A 16,033-nucleotide genomic window follows, 5' to 3' on the forward strand; every position below is an offset into this window, starting at 1 on the left:
ATCGGCGTAGGCAGGAAAAACTGGCTGTTCGCAGGATCGGACACCGGTGGCGAAACACTGGCGCGCGCGATGACCGTGATCGAAACCGCGAAGATGAACGGCCTCGATCCTCAGGCTTACCTCGCCGACGTCTTCGACAGGATCCACGATCACCCGAACAAGCAGCTCGACCAGCTGTTGCCGTGGAACTGGAAGCCAAAAGCTGCGCAATCCCCCGAAACCGCAGCCGCCTGAAATTACAAGGCGGCTCTCAGCGGGCGGTTACCATCAAGTCGACTTCAAGCTTCTCGAACAGCGACACGCCTTCCTCGACTGAGATTGACGAGTCAGCGGTCGCGGCGGAAGTGAACCGCGCCGGGTTTTGAACCGCGCCGGGTTTGCCGGAGGCTGATTTCAGTTAGTTACGCCGCCATGGTCTGAGTTTCCAGAGTGGCGTGGTGATTTGCTTCGGCCTCTGCTGGCGGGATGTTCCCGATGGGTTCCAGCAGGCGGCGGTTGTTGAACCAATCGACCCATTCGAGTGTGGCGTATTCCACGGCATCGAAGCTGCGCCATGGCCCACGGCGATGAATGACCTCTGCCTTGAAAAGACCGTTGATCGTCTCGGCCAAAGCATTGTCGTAGCTGTCCCCGACGCTGCCGACCGACGGTTCAATGCCCGCCTCCGCCAGGCGTTCGGTGTATTTGATCGAGAGGTATTGCGACCCGCGATCCGAGTGATGCACCAGCCCCGCGCCCGGCCGCCGCTGATGAACGGCCTGTTCCAGGGCATCGAGCACGAACCCGGCATGGGCCGTGCGGCTCACGCGCCAGCCCACGATGCGGCGCGCGAAGGCATCGATCACGAATGCCACATAGACGAAGCCCTGCCAGGTCGCGACATAGGTGAAATCGCTGACCCACAGCATGTCCGGCGCAGGCGCGCGGAACTGACGGTTCACCTTATCCAACGGGCAGGGCTGGGTGTTATCCGGCATCGTCGTCCTGACCTTCTTGCCCCGAATGACACCTTCGAGCCCCATCTCCCTCATCAGCCGTGCCACCGTGCATCTGGCCACATCAAAGCCTTCCCGGCGCATCTGATGCCAGACCTTGCGCACGCCGTAGACCTTGAAATTGTCATCGAACACGCGCTCGATCTCGGGGCGCAGTTCCGCGTCCCGCCTGGCCCGATCCGAGCGCAGATCAGGGTCGGCCCGCTTGACCAGATGGTCGTAATAGGTGGACGGGGCAATCGGCAGGTGCTTGCAGATCGGCTCGACCCCGAGCTCTCCACGGTGATCGTCGATGAAGGTGATCATGACTTCGGTCGGCGGTCGAGCTCCGCCTGGGCAAAATACGCGCTGGCCTTGCGGAGGATCTCGTTCGCCTGCCTCAGCTCCCGGTTCTCCCGTTCCAGCGCCTTCAGCCGCTCGGCCATCTCGGTCGTGACACCGGCCCGCTCACCTCGATCCACCTCGGCCTTCTTGACCCAGTCGTTCAGTGTCTGCGGCGCACAGCCGATCTTCGCCGAAACCGACAGGATCGCCGCCCAACGGCTCTCATGCTGCCCGGCATTGTCCAGAACCATGCGAACCGCACGCTCGCGGACTTCAGGGGAATACTTGTTCGTGGTCTTGCTCATGATGCTCCATCCTACTCAGGAGTTGAAGCCTCCGGCAAACCCGGCGCGGTTCAAATCCCGGCCTGGGGGCAGCCGGCAATCCTTCCTGATTGATGCACATTTTGGTGCACAAAAAGATTATACATTAAGCAATTTCAATAAATTAGCCCGTTCGCTCAAACCTGACAATTTTCTTACGGGCTGCCACTCTTACCGCTCAAATGCTTGAAATCGATGACAATCACATCCCGGGGAGATCCGTGTGCCTGTCGTCGTCCGCGCCGCTCGCGTTCTTCGGGCGCGCATTGACGCGAAAGGCTTTCCTTGCCGCTCACGCCTGCGGATGTCATCGCCTATGCGCCCCCATTGCGCCGAAGCCGGGCATGGCTCAGCGGATAGGACAACACCGCCAACGCCATGCCCAACACCAGGACCGTCGCGGCCAGTTGGGCCGCGTTCTCGGCATCGACGCCTGCGTAGACGACATAGAAAGCGCCCGTGAAAAAGGCCGGCACCGGCAGCACCGCCACCACGTAAAGCACCCAGAAGGCCGCGCGGCTCTTGAACCGGCGCGCCGCGGCGTAAGCGCAGCCCCACACCGCCATGTAGATGCAGATGATCGTGACAAGCATGGCCGAACCATAGCGTGAAAGGCGCATCCGTCACACGCAGGATTGCCGCCGCGGGTCCCGCCCTTTGCACGGGGCGGGGCGGCCCGTTGTCACGCGCACGCTCTCAGGCCATGCCCGCGCGCACCAGCCGGTCCGCCAGGGCACTGTAGGCCTCCGCCATCGGGCCCTCACCCGTCGCGACGGGCGTGCCCGCATCGCCGGCCAGCCGCGTGTCCAGGTCGATGGGCAGCTCGGCCAGCAGGGGGATGCCCAGCTTGTCGGCCTCGGCCCTGACACCGCCCGTGCCGAAGATGTGTTCCTCGTGCCCGCAGTTGGGGCACTTGTAGACCGACATGTTCTCGATCAGGCCCAGCACCGGCGTCTTGAGCGTGTCGAACATGTTCATCGCCTTGCGTGCATCCAGCAGGGCCACGTCCTGCGGCGTGGACACGACGATCGCGCCGGTCGGCTGCGCCCGCTGGCAAAGCGTCAGCTGCACGTCGCCGGTGCCGGGCGGCAGGTCGACGATCAGCACGTCCAGCTCGCCCCAGTTCACCTGGCTGATCATCTGTTGCAGCGCGCCCATGAGCATGGGCCCGCGCCAGACCACCGCCTGGTCGGGGTCGAGCATCAGCCCGATCGACATGAAGGTCACGCCATGGGCCGTCAGCGGCTCGATGATCTTGCCGTCCGGGCTGGCGGGGCGCTTGGATTCGCCCATCATGCGCGGCTGGCTGGGGCCGTGGATATCTGCGTCCAGCAGACCGACGCGGCGCCCCTGCCGGGCAAGCGCCACGGCCAGGTTGGATGATACCGTGGACTTGCCGACCCCGCCCTTGCCGGATGCCACGGCGAGAATCGAGCGGACATTGTCGGGGCGGATCGAGGTGTCGCCGCCCTTGGGATGTCCGCCGATCTTGAGAGAGGGGGCCGACTGGTCCTTTGCCGTCTGCTTGGGCTGCTGTGTCGGCGCGGTCAGCGCGACCGAGGCGCTCTCGACGCCCTCGACGGACGCCGCGGCCCGCTCCGCCGCGGCGCGCAGCGGCTCCATCTGCTTTGCGACCTCGGCGTTCGGTGCCTCTATCACGAATCGCGCCTTGCCGCCCTCGACGGCCAGCGCGCGCACGAGATCACGCGACACCAGGTTTCCCCCGTCGGGCAGCTCCAGCTGCCTGAGCCGCTCAAGGATGGCTTCACGAATTTCCGTCATGCCCGTTCTCCCATCAGTCCTGCCGCAAGAGGTGGCAGAAATTTCCCCATGCGCAAGGGGCCGTCATGACGCGCCGAAAATAACGGCGGGATGCCCGATTTTAGGTCAGTGAAGCTTATGCATTTGCTGCATAGCAGCAATGTTGTCGCAGGGGATTGTGCGCTCGCAGCATAGGCTTATTCTTATGATCAACGAAACGAAGCGAAAGCACGCTGCGCGTGCAGCACACGCGAAAGGAAAACCGGAATGAACATGGCCACCGCAAACCGCAGGAGCATTGCCCCCTCGGCCATGGCGCTGGAGATCAGCTCGCGCGTGTATCATGCGACGCAGGCCGTGCACGATTACATGTGGTATCGCGCCACGCTACGCGAATTGTCCCGCCTCGACGCGACCCAGCTGGCTGACCTCGGCCTGCGCCGCGCGGAGCTGAAGCGGACAGCGCGCGAGGCGGTATACGGGCGGTAACACGAAGAGTTCAGGTGTTCCCTCCTCCTCCCTGGAACGCCTGTCAACGGCGGCGGCCTCTCTCCTCCTCCCTGGGGCCGCCGCCATAACAACCCGGGCCATCGGCCCGACGGAACGTTCGGCCCCTCTCCTCCTCCCTGGGGTCAGACGTCAAGGAACGGCGGCGCCTCTCCTCCTCCCGGGCGCCGCCGTTTTTTGTCTGCCGGTTGACGTTTGACGCACGCGCTGCTCCTCTGCCGCGAAAGGGCAAGGAGCACCGGAATGTCCGGCATACCAGCAACCGCCGTTCGCGCGATCCTCGATGCCGTCGAGGCCGGCCGCACCGAGCGGGCGGAATTCCTCGGGGAACTGACGCGCATCGCCAGCCGCCGGCACGCCGAGGACGGCGCGCTGGACCACATGTCCGCCGCCCTATCGGCACGGGGCTGGGACGTGGACGACTGGACCGTTCCGGTGGCCGCGCTGTCGGATCAACCGGGGTTCTGCGATGCTGCGGGCGAGGTCGCCGAGATCCGCTCCGTCACCGGCACGCTGTCGCCCGAGCACCCATCGGGGCGGTCGCTCATCCTGCAAGGGCACGTCGATGTCGTGCCCGAAGGCCCCGGGGAAATGTGGACCACCCCGCCCTATCAGCCTGAAATCCGTGACGGATGGATGCACGGCCGAGGCGCCGGGGACATGAAGGCCGGCAAGGCCGCCGCGCTCTTCGCGGTCGATGCGATCCGTCAGGCCGGGTTCGAACCCGACGGGCGGCTGCACTATCAATCCGTGGTCGAGGAAGAGAGCACCGGCCTTGGCGCCCTGGCCACGCTGGCCCGCGGCTACCGGGCCGATTGTGTCCTGATCCCCGAGCCGACCGGCCACACGCTCGTCCGTGCACAGGTGGGCGTCGTCTGGTTCCGGCTTCGGGTGCGGGGGCGGCCGGTCCACGTTGCCGAGGCGGGGAGCGGCAGCAACGCGATCATGGCCGCCTATCACCTGCTCGATGCGCTCCAGCGCATGGCGGACGACTGGAATACCGAGGCCGTACGCCACCCGGTTTACGCCGACGCGCACCATCCTCTCAATTTCAACGCGGGCACCATACGGGGCGGCGACTGGGCCTCCAGCGTGCCCGCCTGGTGCGAGGTCGAATGCCGGATGGGCCTGCTGCCCGGAACGCCGGTCGCCGAGGCCAAGACGCGCATCGCCGAGACGGTGCAGCAGGCCGCGGAAACCCATCCGTTCCTTCGCTCGAACCCGCCCGAGATCACATGGAACGGCTTTCAGGCCGACGGCTACGTGCTGGAAAACGCCGCCGGGCCCGAGGCAGCCCTGTCATCGGCCTACCAGACGGTGTTCGACACGCCCGGCCCCGAGGACCGCCTGATGACCGCCCTCACCGATACCCGGTTCTACGGCCTCTACCACGGCATACCGAGCCTCTGTTTCGGCCCCGTCGCGGAAAACATTCACGGGTTCGACGAACGTGTCCACATGGACTCGCTCACCGCCTGCACGGGGGTGATCGCGCTGTTCATCGCGGAATGGTGCGGCCTGCGGGACGCCTGAGCGCGGCGGTTCAGTGAATGGCCCGGCGACGTCGGCGCCGCATCTCCGGCGCCACCGGCTGCGCCGCCTGCCGCAGGAAACGGACGAATGCACAGGCGGCCGCGCTTTCGGCGTTCTGCGCGGCCCGGCTGGCCAGCGCGGCGCGCGCCTCGGCCGGTGTCGCCTCTCCGTCCAGTCCGAAAACCCATTCCAGGAACCAAAGCCGCGCGATGCCGTCGGCCTCGTCTCCCTTGGCTGCACTGCGCTCCAGCCCGTGCAGTATGCGCGTGGCGGTCATCTTCTCTCTCCCACGGCCGCACCCCGGGCCGTATTGGGGCGGAGCAAGGCAGAGACATGTGCCGGAGGCCACACGCCCGCGCCGCCCTCCGCAGCTCGACGGTTTTCCGAGGCTGGTTTCCGGGCTTGCGGGTCCGGATACGGGCACCTTCCCGGACATGCCGTCCAGTGGCGTTTCGCCCATATCCCCCTGACTTACCGTTGCGGGGGCAGCGCCGGAATTTCACCGGCTTCCCAATTCTCCGCCCGTCGGGGCGGCACCTCGAGCGCTCAGTGTGTCACCGATAAGCACGTCGCACAAGACTGCATCGCGCCGGGCGCATGGGGTCTTGCACCGTGGCGGAATTCGGCACAGCCTCATGCAACGCGGCTGCCGAGGGGATATCCGGAATTGGCCATCAAGATCGAGATGCTCCGCTGTTTCCGCGCCGTGGCCGAACACGGAACTCTCGCCGACGCGGCCGATGCGCTCGGGCGGACCCCATCGGCCATCTCGATGATGCTGCGACAATTCGAGGACAATGTCGGCGCGCCGCTGTTCGAGACGGGCCGCAAGTCACGGCTTACCGTGCTGGGCGAACAGATCTACCGCGAGGCCACGCGCGAGTTGGACCATTTCGAACGAACCGTGGCGGCGATCGAGGGGCTGGCCCGGGCCGAGCGCGGGCATGTCCGGGTGATCGCCACGCCATCCATCGCGCAGGTCGTCATGCCGCCCATCCTGCGGCGCTACATGCACGGCCATCCCGGCGTGCGGATCGACATGCGCGACAACGACTCCGCGACGATCGAGCAGGAACTGCTGGCCGAACGCGCCGATATCGCGCTGGCCAGCCTCGGCGAGGTTCCAGGCTTCGACAGGGCGCCGCTCTTTTCCGACCGGTTCGGCGCCGTCTGCCGGGCGGATCACCCCCTCGCCGGCGACTGGGACGACCTGACATGGGCCGACCTGCGCGGCATCGATTTCATCGCCAACGGCCTTTGTGCCCAGATCCGCGACGCGGCGTTCCAGCCGATACTGGAGGCCGCCCGGCTGAGCGTGGCCAATACCGGCTCGATCCTGGGCCTCGTGCGCGCGGGGCTGGGCATCACGGTCCTGCCCGAGCTGGCCGTGCTGCCCGATTTCGCGGATTTGAGGTTCCTGCCGCTGCGCGACAGCGCGGCCCGCCGCGAGGTGTTCCTTTTCACGCCACCTGCCGCGCTGCAGACACCCGTGACCCGCGAAATGGCGGCCTGTATCCGCGCTGCGCGATTAAGCCCGGGTGAAATTTCCTAAAGTATTTTGCATTTGATCTGAAATCGCATCCATGCCCATATCGCGGCAACGCCCCACACAACGGCAGGATGAAATGACAGACAGCCACCACAACTTTATCGCCGGTCAATGGGTTGCCGGACAGGACGAGATCGAGAACCGCAACCCCTCGGACCTGTCCGACCTCGTCGGCCTCTACGCACAGGCCGCGCCGGACCAGCTGGACGCGGCGATCGCCGCCGCCAAGGACGCGCAGGCGCAATGGGCTGCCCGGGGCATGGAGCACAAGCAATCCGTGCTCATGGCCATCGGCACGGAATTGATGGCCCGGGCCGAGGAGCTGGGCACGCTGCTGTCGCGCGAGGAGGGCAAGCCCTTTGCCGAGGGCAAGGGCGAAGTCTACCGCGCCGGCCAGTTCTTTACCTACTACGCCCATGAAACCCTGCGACAGCTGGGCGAGAACGCCGACAGCGTCCGCCCCGACATCGAGGTCGATATCCGGCGCGAGCCGGTGGGCACCGTCGCCGTCATTTCCCCGTGGAACTTTCCCATCGCGACGGCCAGCTGGAAGATCGCCCCGGCGCTTGCCTTCGGCAACGCCGTCATCTGGAAACCGGCCAACCTCACCCCCGCCCTTGCCGTGGCGCTGACCGAGATCATCAGCCGGCAGGACATCCCCGACGGGCTGTTCAACCTTGTCATGGGCGCGGGCCGCGACGTGGGCCAGCGGCTGGTTGAAAGCCGTGAGATCGATGCCATCTCCTTCACCGGCTCCGTTCCCGTGGGGCGCGGCATCGCCGCCGCGGCGGTGCAGAATTTCACCAAGCTGCAGATGGAGATGGGCTCAAAGAACGCGCTTGCCGTGATGGACGACGCCGATCTCGATCTCGCCGTGACACTGGCGCTCGGCGGCGCCTTCGGCGGCACGGGACAGAAATGCACCGCCTCCTCGCGCCTCATCGTGCATGACAGGGTGCACGATGCCTTCGTGGACAAGCTCGTCGCCGGGGCGCAGGCGATGAAGGTGGGCAACGCGCTCGCCGAGGGCACCCAGATGGGGCCGGTGGTCAGCCAACAGCAATTGCAGGAAAACCTCGACTACGTCGCGCTGGGCAAGTCCGAGGGGGCCGAGCTCGCCTGCGGCGGGGCGCGGCTCAACATGGAAACCGAAGGGTATTACATGTCGCCCGGCGTCTTCCTGAACAGCCGCAACGATATGGCGATAAACCGCGAAGAGATGTTCGCCCCCCTGGCCGCCGTCATCCGCGTCTCCGGCTACGAGGAGGCGCTGGCCACCGTTAACGACACCGAGTTCGGCCTGACCTCAGGCATCGTCACGCGCGATCTTGCCCGCGCCACCCATTTCCGCCGCAACGCCCAGACCGGGGTTGTCACCGTCAACCTGCCCACCGCCGGCACCGACTACCACGTCCCCTTCGGCGGCCGCGGCATGAGTTCCTACGGCCCGCGTGAACAGGGCACCTATGCGCGCGAGTTCTACACCACGGTCAAGACGGCCTACATCTCGGCAGGGGCGCCGCGATGACCCACCGGATCGACTGCCTGCAATACGCCAACTGGTCGGAAAAGGTGTTCCGCCAGTTGCGCGAGGGCGGCGTCGACGCGGTGCATGTCACGATTTCCTACCACGAGAATTTCCGGGAAACCGTGCTCAACCTCGAGCGCTGGAACCGCTGGTTCGAACGGTTCCCCGACCTCGTCTTCCACGGCGAAACCGGCGACGACGTGCGCCGGGCGCGCGAAACCGGCCGGACCGCCGTCTTCTTCGGCTTCCAGAACCCCGCCCCGATCGAGGACGACATCGGGCTCGTGGAAATCCTGCACAAGCTCGGCGCACGGTTCATGCAACTGTCCTACAACAACCAGTCGCTGCTGGCGACGGGCTGCTACGAGTCCGAAGACCCCGGCATCACCCGCATGGGCCGCGAGGTCATCCGCGAGATGAACCGCGTGGGGCTGGTGATCGACATGAGCCATTCCGCCGACCGCTCCACCATCGAGGCCGCCGAACTGTCCCGGCGCCCCATCGCCATCACCCACGCCAACCTGCATGACTGGCACCCCGCCCTGCGCAACAAGCGCGACGACGTGGTGCGCGCGGTGACCGGGAACGGCGGCATGATGGGGTTCTCGCTCTACCCGCACCACCTCAAGGACGGCTCGGAGTGCACGCTGGAAAGCTTCTGCGACATGGTGGCCATGGCGGCCGAGCGATTCGGCGCCGAGCATTTCGGCATCGGCTCCGACCTGTGCCAGGACCAGCCCGACAGCGTTGTGGAATGGATGCGCAGCGGCCGGTGGACGAAACGGGTCGACTACGGCGAAGGCTCCGCCGACGCGCCGGGCTTTCCGCCGCAGCCTGCATGGTTCCGCGACAACCGCGATTTCGGTAACATGGAGCAAGGGCTCCGTGCCCGGGGATTTGACGAAACGGAGGTGGCAGGCCTGATGGGCGAAAACTGGTTGCGCTTCTTCGACGAGAATTTCGGGCCCGGGCGGACATGAGGGGCCGAGGCGTCCTGCCCATTCCGCGCGGGCCCGGGGCCTCTTCTTGGGCCAAGTACCCCGGGGGAGTCGCGCCCCCGGCGCGACGGGGGCAGCGCCCCCGCCCCGGACCGGCCCACGCCGCGGCAACGGGGATGGCGGGATGACGGGCGCCGTCGCCCCCCGCCCGCCCGGCACGGTGATGAAACTGGCCCGGCTCGGCGCGTTCCACCAGACACGGCTCAGCTTCATGCGCCAGCTCCTGCGGCGCCTGCAAGGCGGGGCATGGCGGTTCGAGACACGCGCCTTCGACATCGACGACCGCGGGGTGGGGCATGCCGTCTATACCGCCCACGGCCCCGCGCGCAGCTATTCGCTGGTCGCTTTCGCGCATGATTTGCCCGACGAAATGCGCTCCGACCGCGTGATCGCCACGGCATGGGACGCGACATTCACCCTTTTCGACGGGGTTCCTTCGGCGGACGACATCGCCCGGCTGCGGGCCAATGTGCCGCGGCAGGAGGCCGGGCGCGTCAGCCAGCGCGAATTGTCCCTGTCGCGCGCCAACCGCTCGGTGCGCCTGTGGGATCACGTGGTCGACAGCCTCGCCGCGGGCCGCCAGCCCGACGCGGAACGAGTGGCCGAGGTGGGCTACCTGATGCGCACCACGGCCGTCTACGGCTCGGGCAAGTTCGGCGCGGCCGACCGGGAATACCTCTCCGGCCGCGAGGAATGCCGCGGCCCCTTCCAGGTCGAGATGCTGTCGGTCTACCTCACCCGCGCCTTCGTGATGGATCTCGTCGAGCACATGGCAAGGTGCCGGGCCCCCGGCACCGCGGTTCCGCTCGACCCCGCCCTGCGCCGGCGGTTCGGCATCGGCAACTCCACCGGGCTCGGCATGGCACCCTTCCTGGTGACCCATCCCGCGCTGCTCAACAGCTGGATCGCCGCGCGCGAGGAGGCGCTGGCGCGGGTGCGGTCCCTGCCGCGCGCGTCCGAGGCCGAGGTGGACCGTTTCCGAGCCGTGGCGGAACGGGCACGCCTGCACGCGGCCGGCTGGCGGTCGGCCCATCCGGTGCAGGTCGAGAAACTCGCCGCGCTGCGCGCCGACCTTGACGCGCTTCTGGCACATGCCGAATCCGCGGACCTTGCCTCCGACCAGCCCTGGAACCGGCTCTGGCTCTGGGCGGAGAAAGCGCTCTCGCTGGAGGGACAGGAGCAGCTTGTCTCGCTTCTGCTGGAGCCTTACGGGCATCTCGTGGACGGGTTGGCGGACTGCATGGCGGCAGACGAATTCGCCACATGGACCATCGACGGCGCCATGCGGGTTTCGCAGTTGCGGCGCATCGTGGAGGACATCTACGGCTGGGCGCTCGAAACCGACTGGACCGCGCGCGGGCCGCGCGCGCGGGTCTGGTACGTATCGGAGGAAAAGCTGGAGCCGCGCCTCGGCGAGCGCTTCGAGGAAGAGCTGGCCCCCTATGAACAACCCCTCTGCCCCGGACGCGATGCTGCGCGGCTGCATGCGGACCTTGCCGCGGCCGGCGACGGCCCGCTGGCGGCGTTCCTGCTGCGCCACCCCGAGCACCGGCATATCGCGCGGCGGGCCCAGATCGCCGCGCGCCTCCCCTATGCCGAGATCCGCGACAACACCATCGACGCCGCGATGCTGCCGATCGACATGTTGCGCATGAAACTCAGCTTCTTCGGCGCGTGCCATTTCGACCCGCGCTCTGACCGCTGGGTGCGGATCAACATGTACCAGAACGCCCCGTTCCCGCACGAGCTGGCCGAACTCCCGGCCGATGACTGGACATGGCCGCCCCTGCCGGAGGCCGCGCAGTGACATGGTCGCTCAACGAGATCGAAAACCTCGCGCGCAAGGCGGCACGCGGGGCCGGCATGGACTGGGGCCCGGCCGAGGAGGCCGGCCGCGCAACGCGCTGGCTGTGCGCCGCCGGCTGGCCCGGGGCCGAGGCGCTGGCAGAATTGCTGGCGCGAAACGACGGGGCGCCGTGGGACAGCCTGCGCCCGCGTACCGGGCAAGACCCGTGGCAGGCAACCGGCGGAACGCTCTGCCCGGTGGCGGCCGGCACGGCGATTTGCGACTGGGCGCACGAATGGGCCGGCGGCGGCACGGCCCGGCTCGGGCGCACCGCGCAACCGATCCTGCTGATCCCGTTCATGGCCATGGCGGCCGATCTGGCGGGGGCCCGGCTCGGGATCGGATGGCAGGGGGTGACCGTGACCCGAGGTGACGGGCTCACCCGCGTCGATATCACCGACATGGCGGCCTTGCGCAAGTCATCCGTGGACGCCGTGCATGTCGGCCCCGCCACGCACACCCGAGGCGAGCGCGTCACGCGCGCCTACCGCGCCACCGTTCCGGCGGAGACGGCGCGCGCGCTGGCGCAGTTGGCCCATCGCACCTATGCGCCGGCCACGCCCGAAAGCAGGCTCTCCGGGGCGGGCGCGGGGCTTTCCGACAACGACTGACGCGAGGCCGCGCCTTCACGTCCGGGTGAGTCCCCTCGCCAGAAGCAGCCGAAAATGCAACAATTCGACACCGGAAGACAAAGAACCGGCGGGGCGCGGCCCCGGCTGCGCCCTGCCCTCACCCGTCCGGGACGGGCCTGACAGGACTGTCCCGGCAAGCGATCGGGAGGTCGATCATGGTCAAGACAATCGGAAATCCGCTGACATGGCTGTTCCAGGGCGCGTCCGGGACGGGCAAGGCCGTCGGCAGCGCGACCGGGGCCCTCGGCAGCGGGCTCACCCGCCCGCCCGCGACGAACCGGATCGGGCTTGCGAACATTCGCGCGGCCCTGCGCAAGGGCGCCGCCGACTTTTCGCGGTTCCGCAGCGACGTGATGTTCCTCGTGCTGATCTACCCCGCCATCGGCATTGCCCTGTCCGTCATGGCGTTCGACAGGGCGTTGTTGCCGATGATCTTTCCCATGGCGGCAGGCTTCCTGCTGCTGGGGCCGGTGGCGGCCGTGGGCCTCTACGAGATGAGCCGTCAGGGCGAGACCGCGTCGGATGTCGGCTGGGGCGCCGCGTTCGGCGTGTTGCGGGCACGCAATGTCGGCCCCGTGCTGGCGATGGCCTTTTACCTGTTCGTCATTTTCGCCGTCTGGATGCTGGCGGCACTGTTCATCTACGGCTGGACGCTCGGGCCGGAACCGCCGGCATCGGCGACGGCCTTTCTGAGCGATGTCTTCACCACGCCTGCCGGCTGGGCCATGGTCGTGATCGGGGTTGGCGTCGGATTCGTCTTCGCGGCCGGCGTGCTCGTCGTCAGCCTGATTTCGCTGCCGATGCTCATCGACCAGCATGTGGGCCTGCCGATTGCCGTTGCCACCTCCCTGCAGGTCGCCCGGGAAAACCCGGTGACGGTTGCCTGCTGGGGGGGCGTGGTGGCCACGCTGATGGTGCTGGGCACGCTGCCGGTCTTTCTGGGCCTGATCGTCGTGCTGCCGATCCTCGGCCACGCGACGTGGCATCTCTACCGCGCTGCCGTGCCGCGCACCCCGGGCTGACACCGGCGCGCGGCACGACGGTCTTTTCCGGCGCGCGTGGGTGTCCTACTGTGCCGCGCGAAAGGGAAGGGTTGCGTGCGCGCGAAACGGATGATCACCGCCGTCGAGGCCCACGCCGAGGGCGAGCCGGGCCGCGTCGTCACGGCAGGGGTGCCGCCCCTGCCCGGCGCCAGCGTCTTTGAAAAGATGCGTTGGCTGAGCGAGAACGACGACGCGTTGCGCCTGTTGATGCTGCGTGAGCCGCGGGGCCACCCTGCCCTGTGCTGCAACCTGATCGTGCCGCCCTGCCACCCAGAGGCGGATGCCGGTTTCATCATCATGGAGCAGACAGAGTACCCGCCGATGTCCGGCTCCAACACGATCTGCGTGGTGACCGTACTGCTGGAAACCGGCATTTTGCCCATGCGCGCGCCCGTAACGGAACTGACACTGGAGACGCCCGCCGGCCTGATCCGCGTGCGCGCCGACTGTGCCTACGGCAAGGTGACGCGCGTAACCTTCCGCAACGTGCCCGCCTTTGCCGTCCATCTCGATGCCGCGCTGCAGGTGCCCGGGCTGGGGCATATCACCGTGGACGTCGCATGGGGCGGGATGTTCTACGTGCTGGCCAACGCCGATAAACTCGGCATCGGGCTCGATGCCGGCAACGGCGCCGAGATCGTGCGCGCGTCCGAACGAATCCTTGCCGCCGCGCGCGACCAGCTTCCCGTGGTGCATCCGGCCAACGACGCCATCACCGGCCCGACCATCACCCATCTGCACGGCGCGGCCGCGGCGCCCGGCACGCAGGGGCGCGGGGCCGTGTGCGTCTCGTCCGGCGGGTACGACCCGGAACGCCCCCACGCGGTGCCCGGCGCGCTCGACCGCTCGCCCTGCGGCACCGGCATCTGCGCAAGAATGGCGGTCCTGCACGCGAAAGGAGAGCTGCGCGAGGGGGATACGTACGTTCATGGCGGCCCGCTGGGCACCACGTTCACCGGGCGTATCGAGGAGGTGACACGCATCGGCCCGCATGACGCCATCATCCCCTCGATCGGCGGGCAGGGCTGGATCTACGGGATGTCCCACTATCTGCTGGATCCCTCCGACCCCTTCCCGACGGGCTACACGGTGGGCGACATCTGGGCCGGCTGACCCCGGGAAAACGCCAAGAAAACTGCAAACTCAGGTCGAGTCGCGGCCAATTTCGCGCGCGACACAATCGAACTGCACCGAAGGACTTGGCCGCGGCCCGACGGAAGGAGACCCGACGTGACCGATCAGACCGTCAGCGACCGCCCGGCACAACCCGCTTTCGGCACCTCGGGATCTATCGCACTCCTGCGGCACCGCTTCGCCTCGGCATTGTGGCAAAACCGCGTTCTGGTCACGATGGCGCTTGGCTACACGCTGGCCGCATACGCCATCAGTCACGCGGTCGGCGTACCCTTCGAGAGCACCGCGATCGCGCAACTGGTCACCTTCGGCACGACGCTGGGGCCTGCCTTCCTGGCCGTTATCATGGTCTACCGGTACCTGGACCTGGCGATCCGCATCCGACCCGCGCGCCCGACACGGCGCTTCGTCGAGGACGTGCGATTCTACTGTCTCGACGGCGACCGGATCATGACGGGGCTGGTGACGTTCCTTTCGGTCACCGCGATCATCGCAAGCTTCGTTTTCCTCAAGGATCTCATCCCCGTCCTGAACCCGTTCGCGTGGGATCCGCTGTTCGCCGGGATGGACCGGTGGCTGCATGGCGGGCGGCACGCCTATGAAATCCTGCTGCCGCTTTTGCAGTCGCCCTATGTCACAACGGCCCTCAACGCGGCCTATCACGGCTGGTTCTTCCTGCTTTTCCTTGCGGTCTACTCGGCCTGCCTCGACCACGACAACCCGTTGCGGCGCAACACCTTCCTGATCGCCTTCGCGCTGGCATGGATCATCGGCGGCTCCTTTCTGGCCACGGTATTCTCGTCTGTCGGCCCGGTCTACTATCAGGCGTTCGGCCATGGCAGCGACTACGTGCCGTTGCTTGATCAATTGCACCGCAACGCCGAGGTCAGCCCGGTCTGGGCGCTCGGCGTTCACGACATGCTGCTCGAGGGGTACCGGACGGGCGAGGGCCCGCGCGGGATATCGGCCATGCCGAGCATGCACGTCACGACGTCGGTCCTGCTGGCGATCCATGGCTTCGCGTGGCGGCGCTGGGCGGGATGGCTTCTGACGGCCTTTGCTGTCACGATCCAGGTTGGTTCGGTCCACCTGGCTTGGCACTACGCGATCGACGGCTATGCCGGCGCCGTCCTCGCCGTGCTTTGCTGGTGTGCCGGGCGCGCGCTGGCGCAACGCTTCGTCTGAACCGGCGCTCAGCCCATCTCGCGGATACGCGCGACGTAACGCGCCAGCGTGTCGATTTCGAGATTGACGGGATCACCGACGGCGACATTGCCCCATGTCGTCACCTCCTTGGTGTGCGGGATGAAGTTGATGCCGAAATCCCGCCCGTCGACATCGTTGACCGTAAGGGACGTGCCATTGAGCGCCACCGAGCCCTTGGGCGCGATGAAGCGCGCCAGTGCCTGGGGCGCGCGCAGGGTGACCCGCGTGCTGTCGCCCTCTTCCTCGATGGCCACCACCTCGGCCAGCCCGTCGACGTGGCCGGCAACGATATGACCGCCCAGCTCGTCGCCCACCCGCAGCGATCTTTCCAGGTTGACGCGGCGGCCCTCGGACCAGAGGGTCAGGTTGGTCCGCGCCAGCGTCTCGGCCGAAATATCGACCTCGAACCAGTCCGGCCCCTTGTCGACAACGGTCAGGCAGACGCCATCGCACGCGATCGACGCGCCGATATCAACGCGGCTCATGTCGTAGGCGGTGCCGATCCGGGCGCGCAGGTCCCCGCGTTTCTCGGTGCGACGCACCTCGCCCATATCCGTTATGATCCCGGTGAACATGGCCCTTCTCCGTGCTTGCCTGCCCGTGCACCTATCGCCGCGGGCGCTCCGCGGCAAGCCGCCGTGGCAGTACGGGCCT

At 67.3% G+C, this 16,033-nt stretch carries 16 protein-coding genes, 1 riboswitch and 1 other annotated feature; of the genes, 11 read left to right on the top strand and 5 right to left on the bottom strand.

Annotated elements, in window-relative coordinates; genetic code table 11:
- The coding region (locus ACH13J_RS00005) for a transposase domain-containing protein (protein ID WP_397541250.1) at positions 1-234 on the top strand (234 nt) is incomplete at its 5' end.
- A 167-nt stretch (positions 235-401) separates the two neighbouring features.
- Here the strand turns inward: ACH13J_RS00005 and ACH13J_RS00010 are convergent.
- The 3 genes from ACH13J_RS00010 to ACH13J_RS00020 all read right to left on the bottom strand — a co-directional run bounded on the left by ACH13J_RS00010 (position 402) and on the right by ACH13J_RS00020 (position 3,424).
- A protein-coding gene (locus tag ACH13J_RS00010) for an IS3 family transposase (RefSeq protein ID WP_397541251.1) occupies positions 402-1,624 on the bottom strand; the annotation gives its coding sequence in 2 pieces (ribosomal slippage) (positions 402-1,336 and positions 1,336-1,624; 1,224 coding nt in all).
- Positions 1,227-1,343 (bottom strand) — a sequence feature (AL1L pseudoknot). Its footprint overlaps the gene before it by 117 nt.
- Positions 1,625-1,956: 332 nt before the next feature.
- A complete protein-coding gene (locus ACH13J_RS00015) occupies positions 1,957-2,235 on the bottom strand; it encodes a hypothetical protein (protein WP_397541252.1) in 279 nt (92 codons plus the stop codon).
- 103 nt (positions 2,236-2,338) lie between these two features.
- Positions 2,339-3,424, bottom strand: coding sequence for an Mrp/NBP35 family ATP-binding protein (locus ACH13J_RS00020; protein WP_397541253.1), 1,086 nt, complete (start codon positions 3,422-3,424; stop codon positions 2,339-2,341).
- Between the two features lie 246 nt (positions 3,425-3,670).
- Here ACH13J_RS00020 and ACH13J_RS00025 point away from each other — a divergent pair, with 246 nt between their 5' ends.
- Both ACH13J_RS00025 and ACH13J_RS00030 read left to right on the top strand, forming a co-directional pair.
- The gene (locus ACH13J_RS00025; protein WP_397541254.1) at positions 3,671-3,892 is read left to right on the top strand and encodes a DUF1127 domain-containing protein; all 222 of its coding nucleotides are present in this window, start codon (positions 3,671-3,673) and stop codon (positions 3,890-3,892) included.
- Between the two features lie 261 nt (positions 3,893-4,153).
- Entirely contained in the window at positions 4,154-5,443 is a 1,290-nt protein-coding gene (locus tag ACH13J_RS00030; RefSeq protein WP_397541255.1) for an ArgE/DapE family deacylase, read from the top strand.
- Between the two features lie 10 nt (positions 5,444-5,453).
- Here the strand turns inward: ACH13J_RS00030 and ACH13J_RS00035 are convergent, their stop codons facing one another.
- Complete coding sequence (locus ACH13J_RS00035; protein WP_397541256.1) at positions 5,454-5,720, bottom strand: hypothetical protein; 267 nt, start codon at positions 5,718-5,720, stop codon at positions 5,454-5,456.
- Positions 5,721-5,813: 93 nt separating this feature from the next.
- Positions 5,814-5,999, bottom strand: a riboswitch (cobalamin riboswitch).
- Between the two features lie 111 nt (positions 6,000-6,110).
- Here ACH13J_RS00035 and ACH13J_RS00040 point away from each other — a divergent pair.
- From ACH13J_RS00040 to ACH13J_RS00075, 8 genes are all read left to right on the top strand, one after another.
- On the top strand, positions 6,111-6,995 hold the full coding sequence (locus ACH13J_RS00040) for a LysR substrate-binding domain-containing protein (protein ID WP_397541257.1): 885 nt from the start codon (positions 6,111-6,113) through the stop codon (positions 6,993-6,995).
- 73 nt (positions 6,996-7,068) lie between these two features.
- A complete protein-coding gene (locus ACH13J_RS00045; protein ID WP_397541258.1) occupies positions 7,069-8,520 on the top strand; it encodes an aldehyde dehydrogenase family protein in 1,452 nt (483 codons plus the stop codon).
- Entirely contained in the window at positions 8,517-9,500 is a 984-nt protein-coding gene (locus ACH13J_RS00050) for a membrane dipeptidase (protein WP_397541259.1), read from the top strand. The genes ACH13J_RS00045 and ACH13J_RS00050 overlap by 4 nt, the downstream gene beginning before the upstream one ends.
- A gap of 142 nt (positions 9,501-9,642) precedes the next feature.
- Entirely contained in the window at positions 9,643-11,325 is a 1,683-nt protein-coding gene (locus ACH13J_RS00055; protein WP_397541260.1) for a hypothetical protein, read from the top strand.
- A complete protein-coding gene (locus ACH13J_RS00060; RefSeq protein WP_397541261.1) occupies positions 11,322-11,975 on the top strand; it encodes a DUF3726 domain-containing protein in 654 nt (217 codons plus the stop codon). Before ACH13J_RS00055 ends, ACH13J_RS00060 begins: the two co-directional genes overlap by 4 nt.
- Positions 11,976-12,151: 176 nt before the next feature.
- The gene (locus ACH13J_RS00065; RefSeq protein ID WP_397541262.1) at positions 12,152-13,018 is read left to right on the top strand and encodes a DUF2189 domain-containing protein; all 867 of its coding nucleotides are present in this window, start codon (positions 12,152-12,154) and stop codon (positions 13,016-13,018) included.
- Between the two features lie 75 nt (positions 13,019-13,093).
- On the top strand, positions 13,094-14,152 hold the full coding sequence (locus tag ACH13J_RS00070) for a proline racemase family protein (RefSeq protein ID WP_397541263.1): 1,059 nt from the start codon (positions 13,094-13,096) through the stop codon (positions 14,150-14,152).
- Positions 14,153-14,269: 117 nt separating this feature from the next.
- Positions 14,270-15,358, top strand: coding sequence for a phosphatase PAP2 family protein (locus tag ACH13J_RS00075; protein WP_397541264.1), 1,089 nt, complete (start codon positions 14,270-14,272; stop codon positions 15,356-15,358).
- An 8-nt stretch (positions 15,359-15,366) separates the two neighbouring features.
- Here the strand turns inward: ACH13J_RS00075 and ACH13J_RS00080 are convergent, their stop codons facing one another.
- Complete coding sequence (locus ACH13J_RS00080) at positions 15,367-15,954, bottom strand: riboflavin synthase (protein ID WP_397541265.1); 588 nt, start codon at positions 15,952-15,954, stop codon at positions 15,367-15,369.
- Positions 15,955-16,033: the final 79 nt, after the last annotated feature.

This window comes from Roseovarius salis (assembly GCF_044472985.1).
Classification (GTDB): domain Bacteria; phylum Pseudomonadota; class Alphaproteobacteria; order Rhodobacterales; family Rhodobacteraceae; genus Roseovarius; species Roseovarius salis.

What these genes read in the sequence shown, in the direction of transcription:
- ACH13J_RS00015 (WP_397541252.1), bottom strand. Translation starts at nt 2,235, where the DNA reads ATGCTTGTCACGATCATCTGCATCTACATGGCGGTGTGGGGCTGCGCT.
- ACH13J_RS00020 (WP_397541253.1), bottom strand. Translation starts at nt 3,424, where the DNA reads ATGACGGAAATTCGTGAAGCCATCCTTGAGCGGCTCAGGCAGCTGGAG.
- ACH13J_RS00025 (WP_397541254.1), top strand. Translation starts at nt 3,671, where the DNA reads ATGAACATGGCCACCGCAAACCGCAGGAGCATTGCCCCCTCGGCCATG.
- ACH13J_RS00030 (WP_397541255.1), top strand. Translation starts at nt 4,154, where the DNA reads ATGTCCGGCATACCAGCAACCGCCGTTCGCGCGATCCTCGATGCCGTC.
- ACH13J_RS00035 (WP_397541256.1), bottom strand. Translation starts at nt 5,720, where the DNA reads ATGACCGCCACGCGCATACTGCACGGGCTGGAGCGCAGTGCAGCCAAG.
- ACH13J_RS00045 (WP_397541258.1), top strand. Translation starts at nt 7,069, where the DNA reads ATGACAGACAGCCACCACAACTTTATCGCCGGTCAATGGGTTGCCGGA.
- ACH13J_RS00050 (WP_397541259.1), top strand. Translation starts at nt 8,517, where the DNA reads ATGACCCACCGGATCGACTGCCTGCAATACGCCAACTGGTCGGAAAAG.
- ACH13J_RS00055 (WP_397541260.1), top strand. Translation starts at nt 9,643, where the DNA reads ATGACGGGCGCCGTCGCCCCCCGCCCGCCCGGCACGGTGATGAAACTG.
- ACH13J_RS00065 (WP_397541262.1), top strand. Translation starts at nt 12,152, where the DNA reads ATGGTCAAGACAATCGGAAATCCGCTGACATGGCTGTTCCAGGGCGCG.
- ACH13J_RS00080 (WP_397541265.1), bottom strand. Translation starts at nt 15,954, where the DNA reads ATGTTCACCGGGATCATAACGGATATGGGCGAGGTGCGTCGCACCGAG.